31 protein-coding genes are annotated in these 24,352 nt (G+C 70.5%); 14 read left to right on the forward strand and 17 right to left on the reverse strand.

Annotated elements, in window-relative coordinates:
* On the forward strand, positions 1-415 hold a 415-nt coding region (locus ACFVJS_RS03485; protein WP_378877507.1), incomplete at its 5' end, for a citrate/2-methylcitrate synthase.
* Positions 416-585: 170 nt separating this feature from the next.
* On the opposite strand, the gene ACFVJS_RS03490 is transcribed toward ACFVJS_RS03485, so the two are convergent.
* Together ACFVJS_RS03490 and ACFVJS_RS03495 are read right to left on the reverse strand one after the other, a co-directional pair.
* Positions 586-1,749 (reverse strand): acyl-CoA dehydrogenase family protein, encoded by a 1,164-nt coding sequence (locus tag ACFVJS_RS03490; protein WP_378877509.1) that lies wholly within the window; start codon positions 1,747-1,749, stop codon positions 586-588.
* 17 nt (positions 1,750-1,766) lie between these two features.
* Positions 1,767-2,618 carry a 3-hydroxybutyryl-CoA dehydrogenase gene (locus tag ACFVJS_RS03495; RefSeq protein WP_378877511.1) on the reverse strand — a complete coding sequence of 284 codons (852 nt, stop codon included), beginning with the start codon at positions 2,616-2,618 and terminating at the stop codon, positions 1,767-1,769.
* Between the two features lie 74 nt (positions 2,619-2,692).
* On the opposite strand from ACFVJS_RS03495, the gene ACFVJS_RS03500 reads away from it, so the two are divergent.
* The gene (locus tag ACFVJS_RS03500) at positions 2,693-3,370 is read left to right on the forward strand and encodes a TetR family transcriptional regulator (protein ID WP_378877513.1); all 678 of its coding nucleotides are present in this window, start codon (positions 2,693-2,695) and stop codon (positions 3,368-3,370) included.
* Between the two features lie 80 nt (positions 3,371-3,450).
* On the opposite strand, the gene ACFVJS_RS03505 is transcribed toward ACFVJS_RS03500, so the two are convergent.
* The 4 genes from ACFVJS_RS03505 to ACFVJS_RS03520 are packed head-to-tail and all read right to left on the reverse strand — an operon-like array spanning position 3,451 to position 7,527.
* Positions 3,451-4,500: a trypsin-like peptidase domain-containing protein gene (locus ACFVJS_RS03505; protein ID WP_378877514.1), complete on the reverse strand. Its 1,050-nt coding sequence runs from the start codon at positions 4,498-4,500 to the stop codon at positions 3,451-3,453.
* 18 nt (positions 4,501-4,518) lie between these two features.
* Entirely contained in the window at positions 4,519-5,502 is a 984-nt protein-coding gene (locus ACFVJS_RS03510; RefSeq protein ID WP_378877515.1) for a VWA domain-containing protein, read from the reverse strand.
* A gap of 16 nt (positions 5,503-5,518) precedes the next feature.
* A complete protein-coding gene (locus tag ACFVJS_RS03515) occupies positions 5,519-6,469 on the reverse strand; it encodes a DUF58 domain-containing protein (protein ID WP_378877517.1) in 951 nt (316 codons plus the stop codon).
* Positions 6,466-7,527: an AAA family ATPase gene (locus ACFVJS_RS03520; protein ID WP_378877519.1), complete on the reverse strand. Its 1,062-nt coding sequence runs from the start codon at positions 7,525-7,527 to the stop codon at positions 6,466-6,468. Before ACFVJS_RS03520 ends, ACFVJS_RS03515 begins: the two co-directional genes overlap by 4 nt.
* A gap of 176 nt (positions 7,528-7,703) precedes the next feature.
* Here ACFVJS_RS03520 and ACFVJS_RS03525 point away from each other — a divergent pair, with 176 nt between their 5' ends.
* Genes ACFVJS_RS03525 through ACFVJS_RS03535 form a run of 3 tightly spaced genes read left to right on the forward strand, consistent with a single transcriptional unit; the run spans position 7,704 to position 9,915 of the window.
* Complete coding sequence (locus ACFVJS_RS03525; RefSeq protein WP_378877521.1) at positions 7,704-8,420, forward strand: response regulator transcription factor; 717 nt, start codon at positions 7,704-7,706, stop codon at positions 8,418-8,420.
* Entirely contained in the window at positions 8,417-9,676 is a 1,260-nt protein-coding gene (locus ACFVJS_RS03530; protein WP_378877523.1) for a sensor histidine kinase, read from the forward strand. The genes ACFVJS_RS03525 and ACFVJS_RS03530 overlap by 4 nt, the downstream gene beginning before the upstream one ends.
* Positions 9,677-9,705: 29 nt before the next feature.
* Positions 9,706-9,915 (forward strand): hypothetical protein, encoded by a 210-nt coding sequence (locus ACFVJS_RS03535; protein WP_378877524.1) that lies wholly within the window; start codon positions 9,706-9,708, stop codon positions 9,913-9,915.
* On the opposite strand, the gene ACFVJS_RS03540 is transcribed toward ACFVJS_RS03535, so the two are convergent.
* On the reverse strand, positions 9,912-10,721 hold the full coding sequence (locus tag ACFVJS_RS03540; protein WP_378877526.1) for a DeoR/GlpR family DNA-binding transcription regulator: 810 nt from the start codon (positions 10,719-10,721) through the stop codon (positions 9,912-9,914). The genes ACFVJS_RS03535 and ACFVJS_RS03540 overlap by 4 nt on opposite strands.
* A gap of 82 nt (positions 10,722-10,803) precedes the next feature.
* On the opposite strand from ACFVJS_RS03540, the gene galT reads away from it, so the two are divergent.
* A complete protein-coding gene (gene galT, locus ACFVJS_RS03545; RefSeq protein WP_378877528.1) occupies positions 10,804-11,910 on the forward strand; it encodes a galactose-1-phosphate uridylyltransferase in 1,107 nt (368 codons plus the stop codon).
* A gap of 49 nt (positions 11,911-11,959) precedes the next feature.
* The gene (locus tag ACFVJS_RS03550; RefSeq protein WP_378877530.1) at positions 11,960-12,205 is read left to right on the forward strand and encodes a hypothetical protein; all 246 of its coding nucleotides are present in this window, start codon (positions 11,960-11,962) and stop codon (positions 12,203-12,205) included.
* A 17-nt stretch (positions 12,206-12,222) separates the two neighbouring features.
* On the opposite strand, the gene ACFVJS_RS03555 is transcribed toward ACFVJS_RS03550, so the two are convergent.
* The gene (locus ACFVJS_RS03555) at positions 12,223-13,503 is read right to left on the reverse strand and encodes a cation:proton antiporter (protein ID WP_378877532.1); all 1,281 of its coding nucleotides are present in this window, start codon (positions 13,501-13,503) and stop codon (positions 12,223-12,225) included.
* Between the two features lie 122 nt (positions 13,504-13,625).
* Here ACFVJS_RS03555 and ACFVJS_RS03560 point away from each other — a divergent pair, with 122 nt between their 5' ends.
* Positions 13,626-14,024, forward strand: a complete 399-nt coding sequence (locus ACFVJS_RS03560) for a DUF5709 domain-containing protein (protein WP_378877534.1) — start codon at positions 13,626-13,628, stop codon at positions 14,022-14,024.
* A gap of 66 nt (positions 14,025-14,090) precedes the next feature.
* A complete protein-coding gene (locus tag ACFVJS_RS03565) occupies positions 14,091-14,645 on the forward strand; it encodes a hemerythrin domain-containing protein (RefSeq protein WP_378877536.1) in 555 nt (184 codons plus the stop codon).
* 39 nt (positions 14,646-14,684) lie between these two features.
* Here ACFVJS_RS03565 and ACFVJS_RS03570 read toward each other — a convergent pair whose 3' ends face one another.
* Both ACFVJS_RS03570 and ACFVJS_RS03575 read right to left on the reverse strand, forming a co-directional pair.
* The gene (locus ACFVJS_RS03570) at positions 14,685-15,479 is read right to left on the reverse strand and encodes a thioesterase family protein (RefSeq protein WP_378877538.1); all 795 of its coding nucleotides are present in this window, start codon (positions 15,477-15,479) and stop codon (positions 14,685-14,687) included.
* Positions 15,480-15,499: 20 nt separating this feature from the next.
* Positions 15,500-15,736: a hypothetical protein gene (locus ACFVJS_RS03575; protein WP_378877540.1), complete on the reverse strand. Its 237-nt coding sequence runs from the start codon at positions 15,734-15,736 to the stop codon at positions 15,500-15,502.
* A 99-nt stretch (positions 15,737-15,835) separates the two neighbouring features.
* On the opposite strand from ACFVJS_RS03575, the gene ACFVJS_RS03580 reads away from it, so the two are divergent.
* Positions 15,836-16,270: a winged helix-turn-helix transcriptional regulator gene (locus ACFVJS_RS03580; protein ID WP_378877541.1), complete on the forward strand. Its 435-nt coding sequence runs from the start codon at positions 15,836-15,838 to the stop codon at positions 16,268-16,270.
* 25 nt (positions 16,271-16,295) lie between these two features.
* On the opposite strand, the gene ACFVJS_RS03585 is transcribed toward ACFVJS_RS03580, so the two are convergent.
* Positions 16,296-16,757 carry a DUF3817 domain-containing protein gene (locus ACFVJS_RS03585; RefSeq protein WP_378877543.1) on the reverse strand — a complete coding sequence of 154 codons (462 nt, stop codon included), beginning with the start codon at positions 16,755-16,757 and terminating at the stop codon, positions 16,296-16,298.
* Positions 16,758-16,822: 65 nt separating this feature from the next.
* On the opposite strand from ACFVJS_RS03585, the gene ACFVJS_RS03590 reads away from it, so the two are divergent.
* The 3 genes from ACFVJS_RS03590 to ACFVJS_RS03600 all read left to right on the forward strand — a co-directional run bounded on the left by ACFVJS_RS03590 (position 16,823) and on the right by ACFVJS_RS03600 (position 18,551).
* The gene (locus tag ACFVJS_RS03590) at positions 16,823-17,377 is read left to right on the forward strand and encodes a Dps family protein (protein ID WP_378877545.1); all 555 of its coding nucleotides are present in this window, start codon (positions 16,823-16,825) and stop codon (positions 17,375-17,377) included.
* A 9-nt stretch (positions 17,378-17,386) separates the two neighbouring features.
* Complete coding sequence (locus ACFVJS_RS03595; RefSeq protein WP_378877546.1) at positions 17,387-17,782, forward strand: hypothetical protein; 396 nt, start codon at positions 17,387-17,389, stop codon at positions 17,780-17,782.
* Between the two features lie 94 nt (positions 17,783-17,876).
* Positions 17,877-18,551 carry a DUF6766 family protein gene (locus ACFVJS_RS03600; RefSeq protein ID WP_378877548.1) on the forward strand — a complete coding sequence of 225 codons (675 nt, stop codon included), beginning with the start codon at positions 17,877-17,879 and terminating at the stop codon, positions 18,549-18,551.
* A gap of 7 nt (positions 18,552-18,558) precedes the next feature.
* Here the strand turns inward: ACFVJS_RS03600 and ACFVJS_RS03605 are convergent, their stop codons facing one another.
* Genes ACFVJS_RS03605 through ACFVJS_RS03625 form a run of 5 tightly spaced genes read right to left on the reverse strand, consistent with a single transcriptional unit; the run spans position 18,559 to position 22,582 of the window.
* Positions 18,559-19,578 carry a DNA topoisomerase IB gene (locus ACFVJS_RS03605; protein ID WP_378877550.1) on the reverse strand — a complete coding sequence of 340 codons (1,020 nt, stop codon included), beginning with the start codon at positions 19,576-19,578 and terminating at the stop codon, positions 18,559-18,561.
* Positions 19,579-19,590: 12 nt separating this feature from the next.
* Positions 19,591-19,812, reverse strand: a complete 222-nt coding sequence (locus ACFVJS_RS03610) for a CDGSH iron-sulfur domain-containing protein (RefSeq protein WP_378877552.1) — start codon at positions 19,810-19,812, stop codon at positions 19,591-19,593.
* On the reverse strand, positions 19,809-20,738 hold the full coding sequence (locus tag ACFVJS_RS03615; RefSeq protein ID WP_378877554.1) for an iron-containing redox enzyme family protein: 930 nt from the start codon (positions 20,736-20,738) through the stop codon (positions 19,809-19,811). The genes ACFVJS_RS03610 and ACFVJS_RS03615 overlap by 4 nt, the downstream gene beginning before the upstream one ends.
* Position 20,739: 1 nt before the next feature.
* Entirely contained in the window at positions 20,740-21,408 is a 669-nt protein-coding gene (locus ACFVJS_RS03620; protein ID WP_378877556.1) for a methyltransferase, read from the reverse strand.
* Between the two features lie 40 nt (positions 21,409-21,448).
* Entirely contained in the window at positions 21,449-22,582 is a 1,134-nt protein-coding gene (locus ACFVJS_RS03625; RefSeq protein ID WP_378877558.1) for a glutamate--cysteine ligase, read from the reverse strand.
* A 35-nt stretch (positions 22,583-22,617) separates the two neighbouring features.
* On the opposite strand from ACFVJS_RS03625, the gene ACFVJS_RS03630 reads away from it, so the two are divergent.
* A complete protein-coding gene (locus ACFVJS_RS03630; RefSeq protein WP_378877560.1) occupies positions 22,618-23,442 on the forward strand; it encodes a class II glutamine amidotransferase in 825 nt (274 codons plus the stop codon).
* 88 nt (positions 23,443-23,530) lie between these two features.
* On the opposite strand, the gene ACFVJS_RS03635 is transcribed toward ACFVJS_RS03630, so the two are convergent.
* Positions 23,531-24,232, reverse strand: coding sequence for a class E sortase (locus ACFVJS_RS03635; RefSeq protein ID WP_378877562.1), 702 nt, complete (start codon positions 24,230-24,232; stop codon positions 23,531-23,533).
* Between the last annotated feature and the right edge of the window lie 120 nt (positions 24,233-24,352).

Genomic DNA, 24,352 nt, shown 5'->3' on the forward strand with positions numbered 1-24,352 from the left:
GAGGGCCGGCTGGGACCAACTCGCCCGCACAGCGATCCGCGAGCAGCGAGCAAGCGGACGATTCGTTCCCGGCCTCGGTCATCACCTTCACAAGAACGGTGACCCCCGGGTACCCAGGCTTCTCGACCTTGCACGCGAGAACGACACATTCGGCCCGCGGCTCAGCCTTTTCGAGGCCGTCGGTCGCGTCGCACCCGACGAGCTCGGCAAAGCCCTGCCCCTCAACGGCGCAGGCGCCTGCGGCGCCGTCCTCGCCGACCTCGGCATACCGACGGAGCTGCTGCGCGGAGTGGTCCTGCTCGCCCGCTGCGCCGGTCTCCTCGGCCAGCTCGCAGAGGAGATGCGCACCCCCATCGCCGGCGACATCTTCGCCCACGTCGAACAAGGCGCGTTCTACCAGGCGATCCGTCCATAGCGCTGATCGGAAGTCCCGGACAGGGGCGTGGCCCCAGTGCCCCCAGTTGGTCTTCGCCTTTAGCCTCGCGGCCGACTGTCTTCGGTAGGGGAGCCAGATGACTCCGCCTGACCTGGTCGACCAGGTCAGGCGGAGTTCCTTCGTTTGCGGCCCTAGGCGGCGCCGCGCTCCTATCGCGTTCCGACGAGCTGGCGGGCCATGACCAGACGCTGGATCTGGTTGGTGCCTTCGTAGATCTGGGTGATCTTGGCGTCGCGCATCATCCGTTCGAGAGGGAAGTCCTGGGTGTAGCCGGCTCCGCCGAGGAGCTGGACGGCGTCGACGGTGATCTCCATGGCGGTGTCGCTGGCGAAGCACTTGGCGGCTGCCCCGAAGAACGACAGATCGTCGGCGTCCCGCTCCGACTTCGCGGCGGCGAGGTAGACCAGCTGGCGGGCAGCCTCGAGCTTCATCGCCATGTCGGCGAGCATGAACTGGATCCCCTGGAAGTCGGCGATGTTCTTGCCGAACTGCTGACGCTCCTGCACGTAGGCCAGGGCGTGGTCGAGGGCGCCTTGGGCGATGCCGACGGCTTGGGCGGCGATCGTGACGCGGGTGTGGTCGAGGGTGCGCAGTGCGAGCTGGAGTCCGGTGCCGGGGTCCCCGATCATGCGGTCGGCGGGCAGGTAGACGGCGTCGAAGTTCAGCTCGCAGGTGGGGGAGCCCTTGATGCCCAGCTTCTTCTCGGGCGCGCCGATGGTGAATCCTTCGTCGCCCTTCTCCACGACGAAGGCGCTGATGTTGGCTCCTCGCCGGCCGTCGGGGTCGGTGACGGCGAGGACGGTGTAGTAGTCGGAGATGCCCGCGTTGCTGATCCACGACTTCTGGCCGCTCAGCACCCAGTGGTCGCCGTCGCGGACGGCGCGGGTCCTCATGGAGGCGGTGTCGGAGCCGGCCTCGCGCTCGGAGAGTGCGTAGGAGAAGGCAGAGGTGCCTGCGGCGAGGGGTGGGAGGTAGCGCTGCTTGAGCTCCTCGGACCCGGCGAGGACGAGCGGGAGACTGCCGAGCTTGTTCACCGCGGGGATCAGGGAGGAGGACGCGCAGACCCGGGCGATCTCCTCGATGACGATGCAGGTCGCCAGGGCGTCGGCACCCTCGCCGCCGTACGTCTCGGGGACATGTGGTGCGTGGAACCCGGTGGTGACGAGTGCGTCATAGGCCTCGGTTGGGAACCTGCTGTTCGCGTCGACGTCGGCGGCGTAGGGAGCGATCTTGTTCGCCGCGATCGCGCTCACGGCTTCGCGCAGGTCGAGATGGTGCTCGGCGAGCTCGAGGTGGGGAAAGTCGTCGGTCATGGTGCCTCCTTGATGGATCAGTAGTGGTAGAACCCGCGCCCGGTCTTGCGGCCCAGCAGGCCGGCATCGACCATGCGGGCGAGGAGCGGCGGTGGGGCGTAGAGCGGCTCCTTGAACTCCTCGTAGAGCGACTCGGCGACGGCCTTGGTCGTGTCCAGCCCGATGAGGTCGGCGAGGGCCAGCGGTCCTTGGGGGTGGGCGGCGCCGCGTACGAGGCCCTGGTCGATGTCCTCGGCGGTGGCGAACCCGGACTCCAGCATCCGGATCGCGGAGAGCACGAACGGGATCAGCAGTGCGTTGACGACGAAACCCGCCCGGTCCTGGGAGTCGATGGGGTGCTTGCCGAGGTCCTGCTCGACGAACGTACGCACGCGGTCGGTGGTGTCCGGTGCGGTCAGCAGGCTGGGCACGAGCTCCACGAGGGAGAGGACCGGGACCGGGTTGAAGAAGTGCAGTCCGATCACCTGCGCGGGCCGATCGGTGGCGACGGCGAGCTTCATGATCGGGATGGAGGAGGTGTTGGACGCCAGCACGGCCCGGGGATCGGCGACGATGGCGTCGAGCCGGGTGAACAGCGTGGTCTTGGCGGCTTCGTCCTCGACGATTGCCTCGATCACCAGGTCGCGGTCGGCGAGCGCGTCGAGGTCACTGCTCCCGGTGATGCGCTCCAGGACCGCCGCGGTGTCGGTAATCTTCCCGCGCTGCCGTGCCCGTTCGAGCGAGCCCGTCAGGCGGTCGAGGCCGGCCTCCGCGGCTGTGGGGTCGGCGTCGACGAGCACGACGTCCTTGCCGGCGCGAGCGGCGACCTCGGCGATGCCGGCCCCCATCAGTCCGGCGCCGACGACGCCGATGCGGTTGAAACCGTTCATGTGCAGCCTTCCGTCGCGTTATGGTACGCAGTACCTTACTAGCGGAACGGAGTACCATCAAGTACGTTGCAGCCATGAGCGAGAAGCCTCGGTCGACGACGACGAAGGACCGCCTGGTCGCCGCGGCGTTCGAACTGTTCGAGGAACGCGGGTTCGACGCGACGACGGCCGAGGACATCGCGCGCCGCGCGGGTGTGGGACGTACGACGTTCTTCCGCGCGTTCGGGTCCAAGGACGACGTGATCTTCCCCGAGCACGATCTGCTGCTCAGTCGCATCGACGAGCGTCTGGCCGCGGCTACCCCGGCAACGCGAACCCTCGCGCTGAGCGAGGCGACGCGCGTCGTGCTGCGCCACTACCTGGACGAGGGGGAGCTGGCCAGGGCGCGCTACCGCCTGGTCGGCTCGGTGCCGGCCCTTCGTGCCCGCGAGACAGGAGGCATCCAGCAGTATCAGCGGCTGTTCGCGCGTTGGCTCCGGGCATGGATGTCCGACCTGCCTGACGGGCAGCTGCGTGCCGATCTGCTGGCGGCCGACCTCGTGACGGCGCACAACTATGTGCTCCGACGTTGGCTCCGGGACCAGACCCCGGACCCCGAGAGCGAGTTCGACCAGGCGATGCGGGTGGCCCTCGAGCGCTACCAGCCCCAAGGTCTCGAGCACTCCTCGACCGTGGTCGTCCTGCGAACCTCGGCCACACCCGCGGCCATCCAGGCCCAGCTGCAGCCCCTGCTCGACGACGAGTCGTCCTGACTGTCTCGGGCGTTCTCGGGCGTTCCGCCGCTCGCGGGTGGCACCGAGCTCCAGGTCGGTGAGGTGGCTTCCTGGTCGGTTCAGCCCTGGCTGATCAGAGTGTGGGCGACGGTGCGAACGCGGTCGATGGGGACAGCGAAGCCGATGCCGATGTTGCCGCTGGGGCCGCCGAGGGTGGCGATGGAGGTGTTGATCCCGACGACGCGGCCGTCGAGGTCGACGAGCGGGCCTCCGGAGTTGCCGGGGTTGATGGCGGCGTCGGTCTGGATCATCTCCGGTGACGACCCGGAGGAGCGGTGCGGTGAGCTGACGATGCCGGAGGTGACGGTGCCGTTGAGGCCGAGGGGTGAGCCGACGGCGATCACGGGCTGTCCGATGCGGAGGTTGCCGCTCTGGCCGATGGTGGCGGGACGTACGGCGCCGGGGTCGGTGGCGATGACGGCGATGTCGTTGCGTTCGTCGCTGCCGATGACACGCCCGGAGGTGGAGCTGCCGTCGGCCAGGACCAGGTTCACCGAGTCGGAGCCTCGGACGACGTGAGCGTTGGTGACGACGTGGCCGACGCCGTCGATGGCCACGCCGGAGCCGGTGCCGCGGCCGGCGCGGACCTGGACCACGCTGGGCAGGATGCGCTGGGCCGCGGCCTCGGTCGCGTTCGTCGGCGGGGCTCCCTGCGGCGCCGGTGCAGGAGCGGTGAGGGCGTCCACGGGGCCGCGGTCGGCGAGGCCGACCGCCACGCCGCCGCCGGCGACGGCTCCTGCCAGGACCGCTGCCGCGAGGGTGAGCGGGATCGTGCGCCGCGGTCGCCGGACCAGCGCCGGAGGTGGCGGTGACGTCGGGGCGTCGGCGGACCGAGGTACGTCGGCGGGCCGGGCCTGCGGCGTGCCGGGGGCGACCAGCCGCACCCTGCCGTAGCGGTCACGCACCACACGTCGTGCCGGAGGGGGTGCCGACAGGGGAGTCGGGCTCGGCGCGGCCGGTGGTGTCGGCACAGGTGCGACTGGTCGGATCGGGGGTGCTGGTGCGGGCTGGAGCGGGCGGCGGGGACGTACGGGTGGGGCCGTGACGGTCCACTGCTGCGGTCCGGTCGGGCGGCCGAGGCCGCGCCCGGTGGTCGGGGTGTCGTTCACGGGAGTCCTTCCTGGGGCCTAGATGAGCCGTGCGAACCAGCGCAGCGAGAGTGCGGCGGCGGCGAAGGCGAGGACCATCGCGCCGACCACGACCCAGACGGTGATCTCGCGGTACTCGATGTGATGGCCGACCAGCGTGCCGATGTCGTCGTAGACCTCACGCAGCTCGTCGGCGCTGGAGGCGCGGTAGAACCGGCCGCCGGTGGTGTCGGCGAGGTCGCGCAGGGTGTCCTCGCGGACCTCGACCGACTGCCCGCCGGGCAGCGTGGCGCTGGAACCTTCGGTGCCGTAGGCGATGGTCGAGGTGGGGAGACCCGCCTCCCGGGCCGCCTCGGCCGCCGTGACCGGGCTCCGGCCGGCGGAGTTGCCGCCGTCGGAGAGGAGGACGAGGTGCGCCGGCGATCGCTCCTCCTCCGACTCCGCTGATTCGCCGGAGGAACCGGCCGCTGCGGCCTCCTCGAGGATCTGCTGCAGATCACTGATCGAGGAGTAGACGGCCTCGCCGATCGCGGTGCCGCCGTCGGGTGGGCCGAGACCGTCGATGCTGCGTACGACCAGGGCGTGGTCGGTGGTCGGGCTGGCGACGACGCGGGCGTTGCTGGAGAAGCTGACGAGGCCGACGTTGTAGCGGGCCGGGAGCTGCTCGATGAAGCTGATGGCGGCGGCCTTCGCGGCCTCCAGACGGTTGGGTGGCATGTCCTCGGCCGACATCGAGGCGGAGGTGTCGATGGCGACCAGGATCGTGGCCCGCTCGTAGGGCACCTGCGCACGGACCTGGGGCTGGGTGGTCGCGACGGCGAGCAGGGCCAGGGCCCCGACCACCAGCCCGGCGGCCAGGTGGCGCCGCCAGCGCGGGCGGTGCGGGACGAGGCGCTCGAGCATGGGCGCGGTGGCGAACCGGAGGGCGTACTTGATCCGGCGGCGCTGCATCACCAGGTAGCCGACGCCGAGCAGGGCGATGGGGATCAGGGCGAGCAGGAACAGTGGCTGGGTGAGTCTCATCGAGGGCAACTCCTCGTCAGTGGGTGGCCGCGGCCGTCCGCGAACGGGCCGGCCGGGGGTGTCGGGCCCGGCGTCGCAGCAGCCGGACCAGCATTCGCGCCCAGTCGTCGTCGGTGGACATCCGCAGATGGTCGGCCCCGGCGGCGCGGACGGCCCGGGCGTTGTGCTCGCGCAGCGTCGTCATCGCCTCGGCGTAGGCGGCTCGCAGCCGCGGGTCCGAGGTGTCGGCCTCGTGCTGCCGATCGGTCTCGGGGTCGACGATCGTGACCTGCCCGACCGCGGGCAGCTCGAGCTCGCGCGGGTCCACGATCTCGACCAGGATCACGTCGTGGCGCGCGGTGAGCCGGCGCAGCGCGGACTCCCAGCCGAAGGGCCGCTCCCACGTCCCGTCCGCGGGCAGGAGGTCGGTCACGACCACCCGCAGACCTGGGTTCCGCGCACGCCGGCCGAGGTCGACGAGCGCGCTGTCGAGGGTGGCGGCTCCCGGCGCCGTCCGGGCCGTACGCGGCGAGGGCGGCTCCGCGGTCAGCAGCCGGCGCGCGGTCCGGCGTCCGGTGGTCGGCGGTCGCCAACGTACGCCGCCGGCCTCGAGGATCCCGAGGCCGACTCGGTTGCCCGGACCGTCGGCCGCGATCCCGATCGCGGCCACGGTCGCCTCGGCGACCTCCACCTTCTCGGCGAGCGCGGTCCCGAAGGCCATGCTCGGCGTGCGGTCGACCAGCACCCAGGTGTCCAGCTCGTGCTCGGCGCGGGTGAGCCAGACGTGCGGCTCACCCAGGCGCGCGGTCGCGTTCCAGTCGATGCGGCGTACGTCATGGCCGGGGACGTAGGGAACGAGTTCCTCCGCGTCGCTGCCGGGCCCGAGCCGCAGGCCGTCGGCCTCGCCCTGGAGCATCCCGCTCACCCGGCGCTGGACAGTCAGATCGAGCTTGCGGAAGGCGCCGTAAGGAGAGCGTGCCGACCTCACGAGGCCAGCTCCTGGTCGGACATCGGCTCGGCGGTCTCCGGGTTGTCGTCGCTCGGTGTCGCCCGCGGCTGCGGGACCGCGGCGAGCACGGCGTCCACGACGGCCCGCGGGTCGACCCCGTCGGCCTCTGCGTCGAAGGTGAGCACCAGCCGGTGAGCGAGGATGTCGCCGGCCAGGTCGGCGATGTCGGCCGGCAGCACGTAGTCGCGCCCGCGCAGCAGGGCCAGGGCGCGACCGGCGGTGATCAGACCGAGGCTGCCGCGGGCACTGACGCCGTAGGCGAGCAGTCCGTCGAGGTTGTGCAGGCCGTAGGCGTGCGGCGTACGCGTCGCGATGACGAGCTTGACGGCGTACTGCGCGACCTCATGGTGCACGAACACCTCCTCGGCACGGGACTGGAGCCGGCGCAGCGCGGCGATGTCGAGGATCTGCTCCGCGGTCGGCGGCCGGGTGCCCATCCGTTGGATGATCGTCATCTCCTCCAGCTCGTCGACGTGGCCGACGTCGACCTTCAGCAGGAACCGGTCGCGCTGGGCCTCGGGAAGCCGGTAGACGCCGTCGTTCTCGATCGGGTTCTGGGTGGCGAGCACGAGGAACGGGTCGGGCAGGCGGTGGCTGGTGCCGCCGATGCTCACCTGGCGCTCGGCCATCGCCTCCAGCAGCGCGGACTGCACCTTGGCCGGGGCCCGATTGATCTCGTCGGCGAGGACGAGGTTGGCGAAGACCGGCCCCAGCTCGGTGTCGAACTGCTCCGCCGACGGGCGCCACACCCGGGTCCCGACGATGTCGGAGGGCATCAGGTCCGGGGTGAACTGGAGACGGGTGAACGAGCCGCCGACGACGCCGGCGAGGGTGCGTACGGCCAGCGTCTTCGCGACCCCGGGCACGCCCTCGAGCAGCACGTGGCCGCGGGCCAGCAGGCCCACCAGCATCCGCTCGATCATCAGGTCCTGGCCGACCACGACGCGCTTGACCTCGAAGAGCACGCGTTCGAGGACCGCGTTGGCGCCGAGGTCGGACCGGGCCGGTTGGGTTGGCTGGTGCTCTGACTCCCACATGGGGAACCTCCTGGAGCTCGATGGGGTGCTTCTGCTGGACACCGATCTCATCGAAGGAGGCCGAAAACCAGCGGAAACTGCACCGAAAGCGATCCGAAAGCGCGCGCCGGAACCGATACACAGCAGTCATCCCGAAGGCGTTGTGCGGGCAGGGGCACGCGCTACCGTTCTTGAGCGTGAGGGTCTTGATCGTCGAGGACCAGGCCGGCCTGGTCAGCGCGCTGAAGGTCGCGCTGCAGCGCGAGGGCTATGCCGTCGACGGTGCCGGTTCGGTCGCCGGCGCGCTCGAGAAGCTCGGCCTGAACGCCTACGACCTGGTGGTCCTCGACATCAACCTGCCCGACGGCAGCGGCTTCGAGGTCGCCTCGGCGCTGCGCACCGGGGCCGTGGAGGTCGCCGGCGAGGAGCCACCGCGGATCCTGATGCTCACCGCCCGCAACCGGCTCGACGACCGGGTGCGCGGCCTCGACGTGGGCGCCGACGACTACCTGACCAAGCCGTTCGAGCTGGCCGAGCTGACCGCCCGCCTGCGGGCGCTGCTGCGGCGGCCGAGCAGCGACGGCACCTCGGTGCTGACCCACGGGCCGATCCGGCTCGACACCGCCCGGCAGCTGGCTCGCCGGGGCGACCGGGAGCTCGGGCTGACCCTCAAGGAGTTCTCCGTCCTGCGCTACCTGATGACCAGGCCGGCCTTCATCGTCTCGGCCGAGGAGCTCCTCGAGCACGTGTGGGACGAGAACGCCGACCCGTTCACCCAGACGGTCCGGGTCACGGTCGGCACGCTGCGGCGCAAGCTGACCATCGGCGACGAGCCCCCGGCCCTTGAGACCGTCGTCGGCCGCGGCTACCGGCTCCGGGACCTGCCCGAGCTCGACCAGGGCGCCACCGCATGAACGGGGGCGTACGTCGCCTGGCTCTGCGGCTTCCCCGGTGGCTGCGCACCGTCAGGGTGCGGCTCGCTCTGACGTACTCCTCGCTCCTGTTCGGGGTCACCGCGCTGCTGCTCGCCGGCGTCTACCTCGCGCTCTCCAGCAGCATCAGCGCCGCCCCGCTGGACCCCGTGACGGTCAAGAAGTTCGAGACCCAGGACGGCCACATCGTCTACAAGCCTGGGCAGGAGTTCCAGGCCGCGGACTTCGCCGACGTCCAGGAGGCGGTCAACTACGCCTCGCTGCAGACGCTGCGCAACTACTCGATCATCGCGCTGGTCGTGATGTTCGTGCTCAGCCTGGCGATCGGCTGGTGGGTCGCCGGACGCGCGCTGCGGCCGGTCGGCGCGATCACGCGCACTGCCCAGGAGATCAACGCCTCCGACCTGACCCGGCGCATCGGCGCGACCGGACCCCATGACGAGCTGCGTACGCTCGCGGACACCATCGACTCCATGCTGGCCCGCCTCGACAAGGCCTTCACCGACCAGCGGCGCTTCGTCGAGGACGTCTCCCACGAGCTGCGCAACCCGGTCTCCCTCATCCACACCAACACCGAGGCGGTCCTCGCCAACGAAAGATCCACCCCGACCGAGCGGCGCGAGGCGAGCGTGGTCGTGCTCCAGGCCACCCGCCGGATGCGCCGTCTCCTCGAGGACCTCCTCGCCATCGCCCGGAGCCGTTCCGAGGCGTTCACCGACCGCCAGGTCGACCTGTCGGACGCCGTCACCGCGGCGGTGCGGGAGCACCGTCTCGCGGCCGAGGCACGCGGCCTGAGGATGGTCGAACGCTCCCACCGAGGACCCGTCGTCGTCGGCGACCCGGACGCGCTGCAGCGCGCCCTGGCCAACCTGCTGTCGAACGCCGTCAGGCTCGCCCCGACGGGCTCGACCATCACCATCGGCATGGGTGGACAGCACGGCTGGGCCTGGGCGGCGGTCGCCGACGAGGGGCCGGGGATCGCCGAGGCCGACCAGGACCGCATCTTCGACCGCTTCTACCGCGGGAACGGGGCTGCCGGCCAGGAGCCGGCCACCGACGGCTCGGGGCTCGGCCTCGCCATCGCCCGCCAGATCGCCGAGAGCCACGAGGGCCGGCTGGTGCTGGTCAGCCGAGGCGCCGGCGGAAGCACCTTCGTGCTCTGGCTCCCCGACCACGCGATGAACCGCTCGGCCAACCGTACCGACGCACCACCGGAGGGGGACCCGCTGCTCGGGTGAACCGCCGACCAACCGTTCGAGGAGTGAGCATGAGAACAGCGACGACATGGCGCGGAGTCAGAGCCTTCGTGCCGTTGGTTCTGCTCGGAACCGTCACCGCGCTCGCCCTGCAGGGGTGCATGGCCGTGGAGGTTCGCGTCGACCCTGTCGGCACCACGCCCGCGGAGCCGACGGCCTACTACGGGGTGGTCGAGCACTCCTGGGAGGACTGCTGGCGAGCCGAGACGCCCGCTGCCTAGCGTCCCTCGGTCGTGGCGACGAGCACCTCGAGATCGGTGACCGCACGGATCGCCTCGAGCGCGGGCCCGTTGTGGCTGCCGTCGGTGATGAGGGTGTCGATCCGGTCGAGATCGGCGACCCTGCCGAGGTGAACGCGACCGAGCTTGCTGCTGTCCGCGGTGACGACGACCCCGGAGGCCGCCGCGATCATCGCCCGCTTGAGCTCCGCCTCGGGGAGGTTGATGTTGGTGATGCCGGCCTCGACGTCCACGCCGTTGCAGCCGATGAACGCGACGTCGGCCCGGATGCGGCCGAGGACGGCGTCTGCCAGCGGCGGGACGAGGGAGTGCTGCAGCGGGCGGAGCGTTCCGCCGGTGACGATGACCTGCAGGCGGGGCAACGCCGGCTCCAGCGTCAGCGCGATCGAGAGCCCGTTGGTGATGACGGTGAGGTCGACCAGCTCGGTCCGGCGGACCAGCTCGGCGGCGATGGCCGCGGTCGTGGTGCCGACGTCGAGCAGCACGCTCATCCCTGAGCTGAGCTGGTCGACGGCGAGCCGGGCGATGGCCTCCTTCTGCGGGGCCGCGTCGACCTGCACCTCCTCGAAAGGCCGCTCGCGCAGGCCTTCGGCGGGCATCGCCCCGCCTCGGATACGCCGGACGGCACCGCCGTGCTCGAGGGCCTCCAGGTCCGTACGCACCGTCACGGTGGAGACGCCGAACGCCTCGCTGAGGTCGACGACCCGGACGAAGCTGTGCTCCTCGACGAGCTCGCGGATCCGGTCGCGGCGCTCCTCGGTCGGCAGGTGCGGGGCGGGCTCGGGCATGCGGACATGCTGCTCACCCGTCCGTGGACTTGTCAATGCGAAAGCTTGATTTCGATAACGAAAGCGTTCTAGCCTTCGAGCCGTGACAGGCATCCCCAAACAGGTCCACGCGCTGGCAGACGGGCGTGAGCTCATCTACTTCGACGACCCCCACTCTGCCCTGCCGACCGAGCGGGCGGCCGACGAGCGCGAGTTGCCCCCGCGACCCTCGACCGCGCAGATGCGCCAGGACGTGCTGACCGGTGAGTGGATCACGGTCGCGGCCGCGCGCCAGACCAGAGTCATGCTGCCCCCGGCCCATCTGGACCCGCTGGCCCCGCAGACGCCGGGGAACCCGTCCGAGATCCCCTCGGCGTACGACGTCGCGGTCTTCGAGAACCGATCGCCGTCGTTCGGTCCTGATCCGGGGGACGGGCCGGCGGACCTGTCCGGCCTCGCGCTCGGCCGCAGCGCCACCTCGGTCGGGCGCTGCGAGGTGGTGTGCTTCAGCCCGGAGCACGAGGGGTCCTTCGGGTCGCTGTCGCGCGAGCGGGCCCGGACGGTGATCGAGGCCTGGGCCGACCGCACCGCCGAGCTCTCTTCCCTCCGGGGTGTCGCGCAGGTCTTCCCGTTCGAGAACCGCGGCGAGGCCATCGGCGTCACCCTCCGACACCCGCACGGCCAGATCTACGCCTACCCCTACATCACCCCGAGGACCCAGCGCCTCCTCGCCGCGATCGAGGAGTACGGGCCGAGCCTGCAGGCCGACCTCCTCGCCTTCGAGCAGGCGGGGGAGCGGGTCGTCCTCTCCGGCGAGCACTGGACCGCCTTCGTCCCGTACGCCGCCCGCTGGCCCGTCGAGGTCCACCTGATGCCGCACGCCCAGGTGCCGGACTTCGCCGCCACCACCGAAGCTCAGCGCGAGGAGCTGAGCACCCTCTACCTGCGGCTGCTGCGTGGCGTCGACGCGCTGTACGACGACCCGACCCCCTACATCGCCGCCTGGCACCAGGCCCCGGTGCGTTCCCACCGCGACAGCGTCCGGCTCACCCTTCAGCTCACCAGCCCGCGGCGGGGGGCCGACAAGCTGAAGTATCTGGCCGGCAGCGAGGCGGCGATGGGCGCCTGGGTGGCCGACATCCCGCCGGAGCACCAGGCAGAGCGGCTGCGCGAGGCGATCGTCCAGGCCGACGAGACGAACCCGGTCTGAGCCGCTCGGCCGTCCGCATGTCGCCGCCCGGGCCGGGTACCGCGTGCAGATGACTGAGATGAATCAGGACGAAGCTCGCGTACAGGCACTGCAGGGTGTGGTCGAACGGGTCACCGCCTGGCAGGAGACCGCGCCCGAGGGGACCATCCGGGACGAGCTCACCAAGGCGCTGCAGGAGGCCGGGGTGACCCTGACCGAGGAGCAGCGGGAGATCGTCACCGAGCGGATCTCGCGTCAGGAGGAGGTCGACGTCGCCGTGCTCGCCGCCGACACCGGCGAGGGTGGGCCCGCCTGAGGCAGGCAACCTGACCGTCATCGCCGGACGGAATCGATGCGCGTCATCACCGGAGTGGCGAGGACTCCGTGGATCAGTACGGAGGCGACGATGGTGAAGGCGACCGTCGACCACAGCCAGTCTTGAGCAAGCGCCTCGTCCTCGCCGGCGGCGTAGGCGAGGTAGTAGACGGAGCCGACGCCCCGCACCCCGAAGAAGGCCGTCGCCCACCGCTGACCCCGGGTGAGCGCGGCCGTGCGCTCGGTGCGCCCCGGCCACGGGGTGAGAGCCAGCATCCCTGCGGCCGGCCGCAGCACCATGATCAGTGCCAGGCCGATCGCGATCCCGCGCCAGTCGAGGGCTTCGAGCAGACCCCGGGTGAGCGCGATACCGAGGACGAGCAGCACGAAGAGCGTCAGCAGACGCTCGAGCCGTTCGGCCACCTCGTGCATCGCCGCGTGGTAGTCGTGCGAGCGCTCGGCGGAGCGGAACGACATGGCGCAGACGAAGACCGAGAGGAAGCCGTAGCCGCCGAGCACCTCGCCGACGCCGTACGACGCGACCAGCGCCGCGAGCGCGAGGAGCGACTCGCCGCGCTCCGCCACCCGCAGGGATCGGTTGCTGGACCGGAACGCGACGTACGCGAGCGCCCTGCCCACGAGCATCCCGGCGACGACGCCGATCACGACCTTGGCGACCAGGTAGAAGCCGACCCATTCCAGAGCCCAGTGCGACACCGCGCCTTCGGTGGCGAGCAGGATCGCCATGTACACGAACGGGAACGCCAGGCCGTCGTTCAGGCCAGCCTCCGAGGTGAGCGTGAACCGGAGCTCGTCGCTCTCGTCGACCTCGTGGTCGCCCGTCTGCGGACCGGCGACCTGGACGTCGGAGGCGAGGACCGGGTCGGTGGGTGCCAGCGCCGCGCCCAGGAGCAGCGCCACCGCGGGCGCCAGGCCGGCGGCCCAGCCGAGGAGCGCGACCGCAGCGATCGTGACCGGCATCCCGATCACCAGCAGCCGCCAAGTCGCCGACCAACGGCGCCAGCTACGCGGGTTGCGGAGCTCGAGAGGCCGGTCGAGCGCCAGGCCGACACCCATCAGCGCCACGATGATGACCAGCTCGGTCGCGTGCTCGATCGCGACGCGGTTGGCCCGAGGGTCCAGGGGTAGACCGTCGGGCAGCGGGGTGAGCCCGATCAGCATGCCGACGCCGACCAGCACCATCGGCGCCGAGATCGCCCAGCGTCTGAGCAGGTCGGGAAGCACGATCGCCAGCAGCAGACTGGCACCGATCACCACGTAGGCAAGGTCGGCGGTCATGGTTGCATCGCCCCTGTTCATCGCATCGTCGGTCGAGCCCGGCCTGCCTGCTCCACCAGGGTATGCAGGAGGTGAGCGACCGGCGAGCATTGTCTGGCCGGTCGGGGGATACCGGGCGAGCCATGAGTGGAGAGCAGCTTCAGCCAGAGGACACCCTCGACGACCGCGGCGTGGACGACGTCCTGGACGAGGGCTATTCGCCGCCCGAGCGCCCGCGGGGCGTCACGGCCAAGGGGGTCACGCCTCGTGAGGAGATCGAGGGCGAGACCATCGACGAGCGCCGCGCTCAGGAGGAGCCGGAGGTCTGGGAGGAAGCGGAGGCCGAGGCCGACGCCGACATCCTGGACGGCCCGGTGACCGGGGAGGTGGGTGAGGCGCGTTCCGGTCGGCTCACCAGCCCAGACGAGGGCGTGCGCGAGGATGACGAGGGCAAGCTCATCGGGCAGGACGAGGGAATCGACGGCGCCGGTGCCTCGGCCGAGGAGGCGGCCGTGCACATCGTCGATGAGCCCCCGGACTGAGGCTGATCCTGCCCCTTCAGGGGTACTGGTGGGGCTGGATCCCGATCAGCACAGAGGAGAACGACCGTGTCCGAAGACGTGACCGACCTGATCATGCAGGACCACCGAGAGGTGGAGAGCCTGTTCGAGAAGCTGGAGCGAGAACCGGAGGTACGCGCCGGGCTGACCCCCGTTCTGGTGACGCTCCTGGCCGCGCACAGCCGTGCCGAGGAGGCCGAGGTCTACCCGATCGCCCGGGACGAGGCCGGCGAGGCGGACGACGTCGCGCACAGCCAGGAGGAGCACCTGCTGGCCGACCGCCTTCTCGCCGAGCTCAGCGAGTGCGACCCCTACTCCACCGCCTATGACAACAAGCTGGCCGAGGTGGTCGACGCCGTCTCGCACCACATCGAGGAGGAGGAGTCGACCGTGCTGCCGGGCATGCGCAGCCGCCTCGACGACACCCGGCGTACCGAGCTGGGCAAGGCCTTCCTGAAGAGCCGGCAGGAGCACCTCGGCGAGATGCCCCAGGACATCACCCGTGACGAGATGCGCCGCCAGGCGTCCAACGCCGGCATCCCTGCTGGCGACATGGACAAGCAGGCCCTGCGCCGCGAGCTGGATCAGCACGCCGACAGCTGACCGGCATGGTGATTCCCCGCGCTAGCGGTTGGTCGGTGCTCAGCGCGGGGCAACCATCAGCGGTTGGGTGACCACGGCGAATCTTCCGTGCTCGTCGGACATGTCGCCCTGGGCGAGCCCGATGCCGTCCGGGCCGATGGTGCTGCGTGCGTCGAGCAGCATCCACTCGCTGACCGGCGGTCGCTCGACGGTGACGGTCACGGTCGGTGGGATGAAGTACCACGAGCTCATCGGCAGGGAGCCGGACAGGCCGTTGGTGGAGTCGGCCAGGGTGAGGAGGCGCTGCACCGGGGAGGCCTGCTCGCCGGCGACCAGCGGGATACGCAGCCGTGCCCAGACCGTCGCCGGGCCGGGCTCGTAACCCCCGCTGACGAACCGCCAATCGAGCGCGCGGCCGTAGCCCCAGTCCGGGCTGACTCCTTCGAAGAACCGCTCGGAGGATGCCGGCGGGATCGCGGGTGCCTCCTCCCCGGGACACCAGTGCTCGCTGGTCGCCCCTGACGTGGCTCGGATCAGCCAGGCACTCGCCTTCACGGCGAGCCGGTCGCCGGCCCAGAGCGAGGCCTCGACGAGCTCGACCCGGCGACCCGGCCGAACCACGTGCGCCTCGACACGCATCGTCCCCTGTGGGATGCCGCCGAGCATGTCGGCCGTGAACCGGGCGATGGACAGAGCCGGGTCGGACCGGACCGATTCGACCGCCCGGGCCAGCAGGGCAGCAGGAGGGCCGCCATGCTGCAGCGAGTGATCCCAGGGGCTGGCCGTGGCCGGCGTCGACTCGAACGTGCCGTCCTCACCGGTCGGCACGTAGAAGGCTTCGAACTCGAGAGTCATCAGCGTCTCCGCCCGGCCGGTCAGCGGCTGAGCTGCAGGTAGAGCGCCTCGATCGGCTGAGCGAAGCCGGCCTTGACGTCCTGGTCGGTCACGTCGAGCCTCAGCGGCACGTTGCGCGGGTCGCCCCACTCGCGGGGAGTGCGGACTGCTGCGTAGACCTTGGCGGCTCCATGCTCCAGAGCCCGGTAGCCGAAGTGTGTGCCGAGGCCGCCGTTCGCCCCGGGCACCAGGACGACCGCGTTCGCGAGAGTGGGCATGTGGTTCTCCTGTTCGAGGGCGCGGGCATCGCTCCCTGTGGGTTGGCTTTTCCAACCTAGCGGGGTTGGTTTGGATTTCCAACCCGTTAGGATCGAACCATGAAGACGGAGGTACGTGAGTGCTCGGTGGCGCGGACGCTCGAGCTCGTCGGCTCCAAGTGGACCCTGCTCGTCGTTCGCGAGCTGTTCCTGGGAAGCCGCCGGTTCGAGGAGATCGTCCGGTTCACCGGAGGCCCGCGTGACATCCTCACCGACCGCCTACGCCGGCTCGAGGAGCACGGGCTGGTGACGCGGGTCCAGTACGAGCAGCGTCCGCCGAGGTTCGAATACCACCTCACCGACCTCGGACGATCGCTCGGGCCGATCATCGCCGCGATGCGCGAGTTCGGTGACCGTCACCTGGCCGGCGAGGACGGTCCGCCGCTCAGGTTCACGCACTCCTGCGGCTCGGAGTTCCACCCCGTGCTGGCCTGCAAGGCCTGCGGTGAGGTCGTGCGCCGGGGCGAGGTCGAGATCGCCGACGCGGCAAGCTGATCAGGCCGCTCGGTGCGGCGTGAGCTCAGCCGACGGGCGGCCCGGCGACGAGGGCGACCGCGGTCAGCGCGGCGACGCTGGCGAGACCGGTGGCCAGGCCGCGTACGGGGTTGTGGAGGAGCCAGGCGAGTGGACGCTCGAGAGGGCGAACGGGGGCTTGGTCGAGCAGGCGCCACGTCGGCGCGAGCAGGCCGCGGCGCTCCGCATAGCGCTCGAACCACAGGGTGAGGAACGGCGGGATCGACGACGCGAGACCGGCCAGGAGCCGGCCGATCGACCAGCGCTGGTCGATCGCGACCACCGTGGTGGTCACGCAGTAGCTGATGAACACGATTCCGTGCAGCATCCCGAAGATGCTGACCCCGAGCTCGGTGGTCTCGGTGACGTACTTCAGGAACATGCCGCTGAGCAACCCCGCCCAGGTCACCGCCTCGGCAGTGGAGACGATCCGGTAGAGGCGGGAGGGGGAGCGGAGAACTGCGGACACGCGACAAAGTTTATTCGCACCCTTGTACTGGTATGAATCGTGCGCCTACGGGTACCGGCTGCGGCATGACGACCGACACGCTGCACTACACGATCCCGGGCATGGACGAGAGCGATGCTCGGACGACCATCGACCTTCTGCAGTCGCGGCTCCACGCCGCCAACGACCTCCAGCTCACGCTCAAGCACGTGCACTGGAACGTCGTCGGGCCGCACTTCATCGCGGTCCACGAGATGATCGACCCCCAGGTCGACGCGGTACGCGCGATGGCCGACGCGCTCGCCGAGCGCATCGCGACCCTGGGCGGCGCTCCGCGAGGCACTCCGGGCGCACTCGTCGCCGAGCGCGAGTGGGACGACTACAGCATCGGCCGGGCCACCACCCAGGAGCACCTCGCTGCGCTCGACGTCACCTACCGGGGCGTGATCGAGTCCTATCGCGAGGCGATCAAGGCGCTCGAAGACCTCGACCTGGTGACCCAGGACATCCTGATCGGCCAGACCGAGCAGCTCGAGCTCTTCCACTGGTTCGTGCGCGCCCACCTGGAGGACCAGGGCGGCCAGCTGCAGACCAGCGGCGAAGTCACGGAGGCAGGCGCGGCTCGGGCCGCGCGAGGCTGAGGCAACACCATGCGGTGGTGGTTCGCGGCGCTGGCACTGCTCCTCCCGGTGGTCCTCACCGGATGCGGCTCGGGGCAGGACGAGGCGGTGCGGGAGAGAGCTGCTGCCTTTGAGGACGCGGTCGCCAGTGAGGACTGGGCAGGCGCGTGCGCGCTGCTCGCTCCGGAGACGCGGACCGAGCTGGAGGCGGCCGCCAAGCTGCCGTGCGCCGAGGCGCTCGCCGAGGAGAGCCTGCCCGCTCCGGGCACGCTCGAGCGGGTCGACGTCTTCGGCACCATGGCCGAGGTGCGCTACCAGGGCGAGACGGTGTTCCTGACCAAGTTCGCCGACAAGTGGCTGTTGCACGCGGCGGGCTGCACGCCCCAGCACCCGAAACCCTATGACTGCGCCCTGCACGGAGGCTGATATGCGGATCATGTACGTCGCTTACCTGGCGGTCCTCGGCCTCGGACTGGTCTACACCTTCGTTCTCGCGCTGAGGCACGGGTGAGGGGGAACGATGCGACGGTTCTGCAGAGAGAACTCGCTCAGTCTCGTCTTCGGGGCGCTCTTCCTGGGCAGTCTCGCCGGCCAGGCCATCGCCGGCTGGCACCAGCTGAACGACGAGCTGTTCGCCGAAGGCCTCGACCCGATCACGCTGGGTGGCTATCTCACCTCGGCGAGCTTCGCGGTGGATGTCACGGAGAACTGGCAGAGCGAGTACCTCCAGTTCCTGCTCTACGTGATGCTGACCGTCTGGCTGGTGCAACGAGGCTCACCGGAGTCCAAGCCCCTCAAGGACGCCGGTCAGGAGTCCGACGAGAGGCAGAAGGTCGGTGCGTACGTCCGTCCGGACTCGCCCAAGCTGGCCCGGGCCGGCGGCCTCCGGACCGCGCTCTACTCCCGGTCGCTGGGCTTCACCATGGGCGCCATCTTCGTGCTGTCGTGGCTGGTCCAGTCGGTGGCCGGGTGGGCCGCGTACAACGAGACCCGGATGCAGCAGCTCCGTGACCCGATCGCCTGGGGCTCCTACCTGCTGCACTCCGACTTCTGGGCTCGGACCCTGCAGAACTGGCAGTCGGAGTTCCTCGCCGTCGGGTCGATGGCGGTCCTCTCGATCTACCTCAGGCAGCGGGGATCGCCGGAGAGCAAGCCGGTCGGCTCCTCCCACGAGGCCACCGGCGTCGAGGGCTGAGGGCTGCTCAGGCGTCGTCCGGCGCCAGCAGCCGCAGCACCGCACGCTCCGCCGCTGCCTGGCGGGCCTGCGGGTCCGTGCTCGCCCCATTGCGTACGTGGATCGTGCGTCCCTGCTCGTGCAGCTCGAGCACCCGCGGGTCGACGTAGGAGCTGCGGGCGATCGCCGGAGTGTTCCCCAGGTAGTCCGCGACCTCCTTGACCGCGGCGACCTGCTGTTTGCGCCGGGACCGGGCGGTCGGTGTCACGCGCTCGGCCGCCTCCGGGTCGTCGGCCAGGGCGAGGGCGGCGAGCACCGTGGCGTGCCAGGTCCGGAAGTCCTTCGCCGACACCTCCAGCCCGCTCAGCTCGCGCATGTAGTCGTTGACCATGGCCGGCGTCAGCCGCTGCCAGCGGGAGCCCTGCTTGTAGGCGAGGAGCTCCTCGAAGCCGGCACGCCGGCGACGCAGGGTGGCGATCGCCTCCACCGACAGCGGGTCGTCGATGCTGATGGTGTGGTGGACGCCCGACTTGCCGGTGAAGTCGAAGACGTAGGCGCCGCCGCGCTTGCGGACGTGGCGCCGCTCCAGGGTGGTCAGGCCGAAGCCGCCGTTGTCGTCGGCGTAGGCGTCGCTGCCGATCCGGAAGCAGCCCAGGTCCAGCAGTCGCACCGCGAGCGCCGACGCGCGGGCCTGGCTCATCCCGGTCGTGGTGAGATCCCGCTCCGCGCGCTCGCGCACACGGGGGAGTACGGCGCCCAGCTCCAGCACCCGGTCGAACTTCTCCTGGTCGCGCTTCGCCCGCCAGTCGGGGTGGTAGAGGTACTGACGGCGGCCTGCGGCGTCGATTCCGACGGCCTGGAGATGGCCGTTGTCGTGGGGACAGATCCACACGTCCTCCCACGCGGGCGGGATGGCGAGGGCGCGGATCCGTGCCGCCGCCTCGTCGGGCAGCCGCTCACCCGCGTCGTCGAGATAGACGAAGCCGCGACCCGCCCGGCGACGGGTCCACCCCGGCTCCTCCGCCGAGACGCGGCGAAGTCGAACCACCACAGGCTCCTCTCACCCGGTGGTCTCGTCGCCGTCTCGCGTGCCCGCGGACAGCAACCGGTGCGTACCGTCGCACCAGGGCTTGATCGCGGACCTACCGCACATGCACACCGCGCTCACCGGGCGCACCGTGTGATGGACCTTGCCCTCGGTGTCCAGGATCTCGTGCTTCCCGCGCAGAAGCATCGGCCCTGCCGGGCACAGCACGACCGAGGCGTGCTCGAAGTCCGTCATGAGGCACCCCACCGGGTGAGCATCGCGTGGGCGTACCGGGCCTCCAGGTCGAGACAGGTGAAGGCGCCGAGAAGAACCACGTCGCGCTCGTTCGGGTTGTCCTCCAGGAACGCTCCGCACACGTCGCGCAGGGCGACCTGCTCATGGACGGAGTCGGCCTCGACGTGCTCGTCGTAGTAGGCGGCCATCTCGTCGGGGAAGTCCAGGCGACGCAGGCCCTGGGCGAGCTGCCGGGACGGGACCGAGCTGGTCGCCTCGAACGCTGCGAAGTGGCCCAGTGCGGCGCCGCGGAGCCGGCGATGCATCCCGAACAGCGACAGCGCGTTGTTCATCTCGAGGATCTCGACCGGTGCCTCGTCGACGTAGCAGGCGTGGTCGGTCCGCAGGCCGGATGCCTCCAAGCCACGGCGGAACAGGTGGTGATGCAGCCGGTTCGGGTCGCCGTCACCATACTCGTCGAACAGGATCTCCATCAGCGCGGCCTTGGGCCGGGTGTCGAGCCGGGGGACGACCCAAGTGGTGGGATCGGCCTCCTTGAGGTGGTAGAGGGAGCGGTGCTGCAGGATCTCGAGCACCTGCTCGCGGTCGGCCTTGCGCTGTACGAACCGTGCCAACGACGGGCCGTCGTGCCCCTCGATCAGGCCGGTCAGCTCACCGGCCTCACGGAGCGGGCTGGCCTCCCACCGCTTGCGCAGCTCGGCCTCGAACGACCTCTCCAGGTCCCGGCGCAGACGCAGCAGGTCCGCGTCCCACTCGAGCTCGGCATCCACCTCGTCGAAGCCGCGGTAGTGCAGCTCGTAGAGTGCCCACAGGGCGATCTGGGCGTCCTCCTCGGACTCCGGCGACGGCTCCAGACCGGCGGTGGCGCCGCTCTGGAGCGCGTTGAACACAGCGGCACTCAGGGTGCCACGCGACTTAGGCAGCATCTCAGCCCACCTTTCCCTCATGCCCCCGGTACCCGACCGCCGGAGCCGCCATGCTCGCGGCCGTTGCCCGCGCGATGTGCACCAATACTCCTTCACCTGGCGAGTCGCGGACCTCCTGGACGAACAGGTCGCCGCCCTCGAGCAGCTCCAGTACGCGGTCGGCCTGGTCGGTCGTGCCGAGCTGAAGCACCGCCGCGCCGCCGGGAGAGAGGTGTCGGGCCGTCGTGTCCAGACACGTCTGCGCGACCAGCATCCCGTCGGCACCGCCGTCGATGGCCGTCCGCGGGTCCTCGGGATAGCGCCCGACCTGGGACGTCGGCACCCACGGCGGGTCGGCGATCACCAGCACGAAGCGCTCGTCCGGGTCGAGAGCGTGGTCCATGCTGCCCTCGCGTACATCCACCAGGTGGGCCAGCCCGGCGCGCTCGGCGTTGGCGCGGGTGAACGCGCACGCCACCGGGTCGGCATCGACGCACACCAGCCGGCGGCCGACCATCGCCGCCGCGAGCAGACCGATCTGACCGGCGCCCGAGCACAGCTCGAGCATCGGCCCGTCCGGCAGGCCGGCCGACAGCTCGGCCGCCCACTCGGACTGACGGATCGTCCACGGACGCGGCGTGAGCACGCGATCGTCGAAGTCGATGTCGAGATGACCGAATCGGATCGTCACAGCAGATAGCTCCTTCGTGTTCGACGCTCGTGTTCGAAACTCAGCTGAGCCCGGCCAGCCGGACCACGGCCCGGTCCAGTCGACCCTCTTCGGAATTTACTCTGCGCTGGGTCGAGGAGCCGGTGCCGCGGGTGAAGACCCGGTCGATGCCCTGCTCGACACGTGCCATGTCCCCGGAGTCCCGCAGCGCCGGGCCGATGTGATCGAGCAGGCGATCCACCACGTCCCGAGCCGGCCTTGGCTTGTGTGTCTCCGGATCGAGCAGGGCGCCGCTGATCCCGTGCCGACCTGCCTGCCACATCGCGAGCCGGAGCACGGCGACCGAGACCGGATCGGCCGGGCGTCCCTGTGCCCACTCTCGCGCGCCGGTCTCGACCAGCGCCCGCGCCAGCCCGGCGACCAGCACGGCGTCGCGCGGGTCGAGGCAGACGTCGGCGACCCGGACCTCGAGGGTCGGGTAGTTGCGCGAGGGCCGGGCGTCGAAGTACGCCATGCCCTCATCCAGCGGCACGCCCGTGTCGACGAGCAGGCGCAGGTGATCGGCGTACGCCGCGCCGCTGCCGAAGATCTCGGTCGGGCCGTTGGTCGGCCACCGGGTCATCACCTGGGAGCGGTAGCTGGCGTAGCCCGAGTCTCCGCCCTGCCAGAACGGCGAGTTGGCGCTCACGGCCAGCAGCACGGGCAGCCAGGCGCGGATCCGGTCGAGCGCGCCCACCGCCTCGTCGTCCGAATCGACCGAGACGTGTACGTGGCAGCCGCAGGTGAGCTGCTCGCTCGCGGTCAGCCCGAACCGCTCCGACATCGCGGCATAGCGATCGTCGTCGACGGTCCGGGGCACCACCGGCAACGGGGTCGTGCCGCTGGCCAGGATCAATGCACCGGCCTCCTTCGCGGCAGCGCGTGCCTTGTCGCGCCACCGCCGTATGTCCAGCTCGAGGAGGCCGAGGTACTCCTCCGGAGGGGTGTCGGTCTCGACCTGCTGCTCCTGCATCTCCGGTCCCACCGAGCCACCGATTTCGTCGGTCTCGGTGTCGCCGCGCCGCCGCGCCACCCGCAGCACCTCGCTGGCCACCGATCGCGGGGCGCCGTTCTCGGCGTCGACGAGGAGGAGCTCCTCCTCGACGCCGACTGTCCGAACCCGGTCGTGGGTACTGCTCGAAGAGTCTCTGGTCAACGCTCACACCTGCCTCTGGAAGGAGCCACTCGACGATGTGTCGTCTGTTCGGATATGTGACCGAGTCCCCGTGCGCCGTAGCCGACCTGCTCGGGGAGGAGGGGCTGAAGGCGTTCACCTCGCTCACCTCCGTTCACTCCGACGGCTGGGGCATGGCCTGGCACACGCCTGACGGCACCTGCACGACGAGCTCGCCACGCTCGGCGGACGTCGACGAGACCTACCGCAGGCACGTCGAGGCCCCGCTCTCGAATGCCGGCTTCGTGCATCTGCGCTGGGCGACGGGCGGTCTCGACGTACGTCCGGAGAACACGCACCCGTTCCTGACCGACGGTGCCGCATTCGCGCACAACGGGCACATCTCGCCGATCGCGGAGCTCGAGGCACTGCTGACACCGGAGTCCCGGGCGCGGCTGCGCGGTGACACCGACAGCGAACGCTACTTCCACTTCGTGCACCAGAATGTCGAGAAGTACGGCGACGAGGCCGAGGGGGTCACTCGGGCGCTGGCGACGCTCGTCAGGACGTTCCCGAGGTGCAGCCTGAACGCACTGATGCTCACCCGGACCCACATGTTCGCGATCCACATCAACTCGCGCGCCGACTCGCCCCTGCGCGCGCTGCGCGAGCTCTTCGACGACGAGGATGAGATCCCGCCGCGGCACACGACGGAGTACTTCGCGATGGACTATCGCCGGACCGACCACGGCCTCGAGATCGTCTCCAGCGGTCTCGACCAGCCGGGGTGGACTCCGGTGCCCGCCGACACGGCGGTGATGGTCGACCTGGCCACGCGCGAGGTCACCAGGCTGGACCCGATCGCACGGCTCGGGGCCGACGCGCTGGAAGCCAGAGGTTGACGGGGCTGACGATGGGGCGTCGCCCATCTGCTGTGAATGGGGGTCGGTGGGTTCGGCCATGCCCAGAGGTACCCCATCCGGAGCCCTTTCATTCCGAGCCGTGTCCGGCGCCGGTCTGGTTCGCCGGCTCCTCGGAGACCAGCTTTCCAAAGGCGATCATCCGGTCGTCGGTGTGGAAGAGCTCCGCGCAGGTGGTGAGTGTGATCAGGCGCTGCCCCCTCTTCTGGTCGGGCTCGACCCCGCCCCGCTCGGGGTTGTCGGGAAGCGGGTCGGTGACCCAGATCGAGGTGAACGGCACGATCAGGTCGTCGCCGCCGCTGGTGAGGGCATAGACGTACGTCTTCTCCCTGGTCAGGACGCGGATCTTGTCACCCGGCCGGAGCTCGGGGAGATCGCGTAGCGGTTCGCCGTGGGTGACCCGGTGGCCGGCGAGGGCGAAGTTGCCGACCTCTCCGGGGCCGGCGGTGCCGTCGAAATGGCCGAACCCGGCGCCGAGGGCTCGGTCGGAGGTGCCTTCGAGCACCGGGATCCGGTAGTCCTTGCCGAAGCGCGGGATCTCGATGAGGGCCTGAGCCGACCCGAACTCGGTCCGGACCTCGGTCTCGCCCGACCCCCATGCCTTCTCGATCGTCGAGGTCGTCTCCCGCTGGCGCTCTTTGCTCACGATCGTGGTGCCGTAGACCTCCCAGGCTACGTAGCCGAGGACGCTCAGTCCGGCGAGGACCAGGACGATGCCGGTCCAGAAGACGGCCCGGCGGCCCCGGGACTTGGTCTGCGTGGTGGCGGGCATCGGGTCAAGCATCTCAGCCTGTCTGGGCATGGTGCGCAGGCGCTACGGACCGTGCGTTTCAGTAGGGTCGAATGACCATTTCTTGGACAGATGCCCAGATTTATCACTCATATGGGTGAC

The organism is Nocardioides sp. NPDC057772 (genome assembly GCF_042798075.1).
In the GTDB taxonomy this organism is placed as follows: domain Bacteria; phylum Actinomycetota; class Actinomycetes; order Propionibacteriales; family Nocardioidaceae; genus Nocardioides.

Coding starts and splice junctions, on each gene's coding strand:
- ACFVJS_RS03615 (WP_378877554.1), bottom strand. CDS start 20,738: ATGCTGCCTAAGTCGCGTGGCACCCTGAGTGCCGCTGTGTTCAACGCG.
- ACFVJS_RS03630 (WP_378877560.1), top strand. CDS start 22,618: ATGTGTCGTCTGTTCGGATATGTGACCGAGTCCCCGTGCGCCGTAGCC.
- ACFVJS_RS03600 (WP_378877548.1), top strand. CDS start 17,877: ATGCGACGGTTCTGCAGAGAGAACTCGCTCAGTCTCGTCTTCGGGGCG.
- ACFVJS_RS03560 (WP_378877534.1), top strand. CDS start 13,626: ATGAGTGGAGAGCAGCTTCAGCCAGAGGACACCCTCGACGACCGCGGC.
- ACFVJS_RS03555 (WP_378877532.1), bottom strand. CDS start 13,503: ATGACCGCCGACCTTGCCTACGTGGTGATCGGTGCCAGTCTGCTGCTG.
- ACFVJS_RS03575 (WP_378877540.1), bottom strand. CDS start 15,736: ATGCCCACTCTCGCGAACGCGGTCGTCCTGGTGCCCGGGGCGAACGGC.
- ACFVJS_RS03540 (WP_378877526.1), bottom strand. CDS start 10,721: ATGCCCGAGCCCGCCCCGCACCTGCCGACCGAGGAGCGCCGCGACCGG.
- ACFVJS_RS03590 (WP_378877545.1), top strand. CDS start 16,823: ATGACGACCGACACGCTGCACTACACGATCCCGGGCATGGACGAGAGC.
- ACFVJS_RS03535 (WP_378877524.1), top strand. CDS start 9,706: ATGAGAACAGCGACGACATGGCGCGGAGTCAGAGCCTTCGTGCCGTTG.
- ACFVJS_RS03595 (WP_378877546.1), top strand. CDS start 17,387: ATGCGGTGGTGGTTCGCGGCGCTGGCACTGCTCCTCCCGGTGGTCCTC.
- ACFVJS_RS03510 (WP_378877515.1), bottom strand. CDS start 5,502: ATGAGACTCACCCAGCCACTGTTCCTGCTCGCCCTGATCCCCATCGCC.
- ACFVJS_RS03500 (WP_378877513.1), top strand. CDS start 2,693: ATGAGCGAGAAGCCTCGGTCGACGACGACGAAGGACCGCCTGGTCGCC.
- ACFVJS_RS03570 (WP_378877538.1), bottom strand. CDS start 15,479: ATGACTCTCGAGTTCGAAGCCTTCTACGTGCCGACCGGTGAGGACGGC.
- ACFVJS_RS03610 (WP_378877552.1), bottom strand. CDS start 19,812: ATGACGGACTTCGAGCACGCCTCGGTCGTGCTGTGCCCGGCAGGGCCG.
- ACFVJS_RS03550 (WP_378877530.1), top strand. CDS start 11,960: ATGACTGAGATGAATCAGGACGAAGCTCGCGTACAGGCACTGCAGGGT.
- ACFVJS_RS03520 (WP_378877519.1), bottom strand. CDS start 7,527: ATGTGGGAGTCAGAGCACCAGCCAACCCAACCGGCCCGGTCCGACCTC.
- ACFVJS_RS03490 (WP_378877509.1), bottom strand. CDS start 1,749: ATGACCGACGACTTTCCCCACCTCGAGCTCGCCGAGCACCATCTCGAC.
- ACFVJS_RS03580 (WP_378877541.1), top strand. CDS start 15,836: ATGAAGACGGAGGTACGTGAGTGCTCGGTGGCGCGGACGCTCGAGCTC.
- ACFVJS_RS03495 (WP_378877511.1), bottom strand. CDS start 2,618: ATGAACGGTTTCAACCGCATCGGCGTCGTCGGCGCCGGACTGATGGGG.
- ACFVJS_RS03635 (WP_378877562.1), bottom strand. CDS start 24,232: ATGCCCGCCACCACGCAGACCAAGTCCCGGGGCCGCCGGGCCGTCTTC.
- ACFVJS_RS03530 (WP_378877523.1), top strand. CDS start 8,417: ATGAACGGGGGCGTACGTCGCCTGGCTCTGCGGCTTCCCCGGTGGCTG.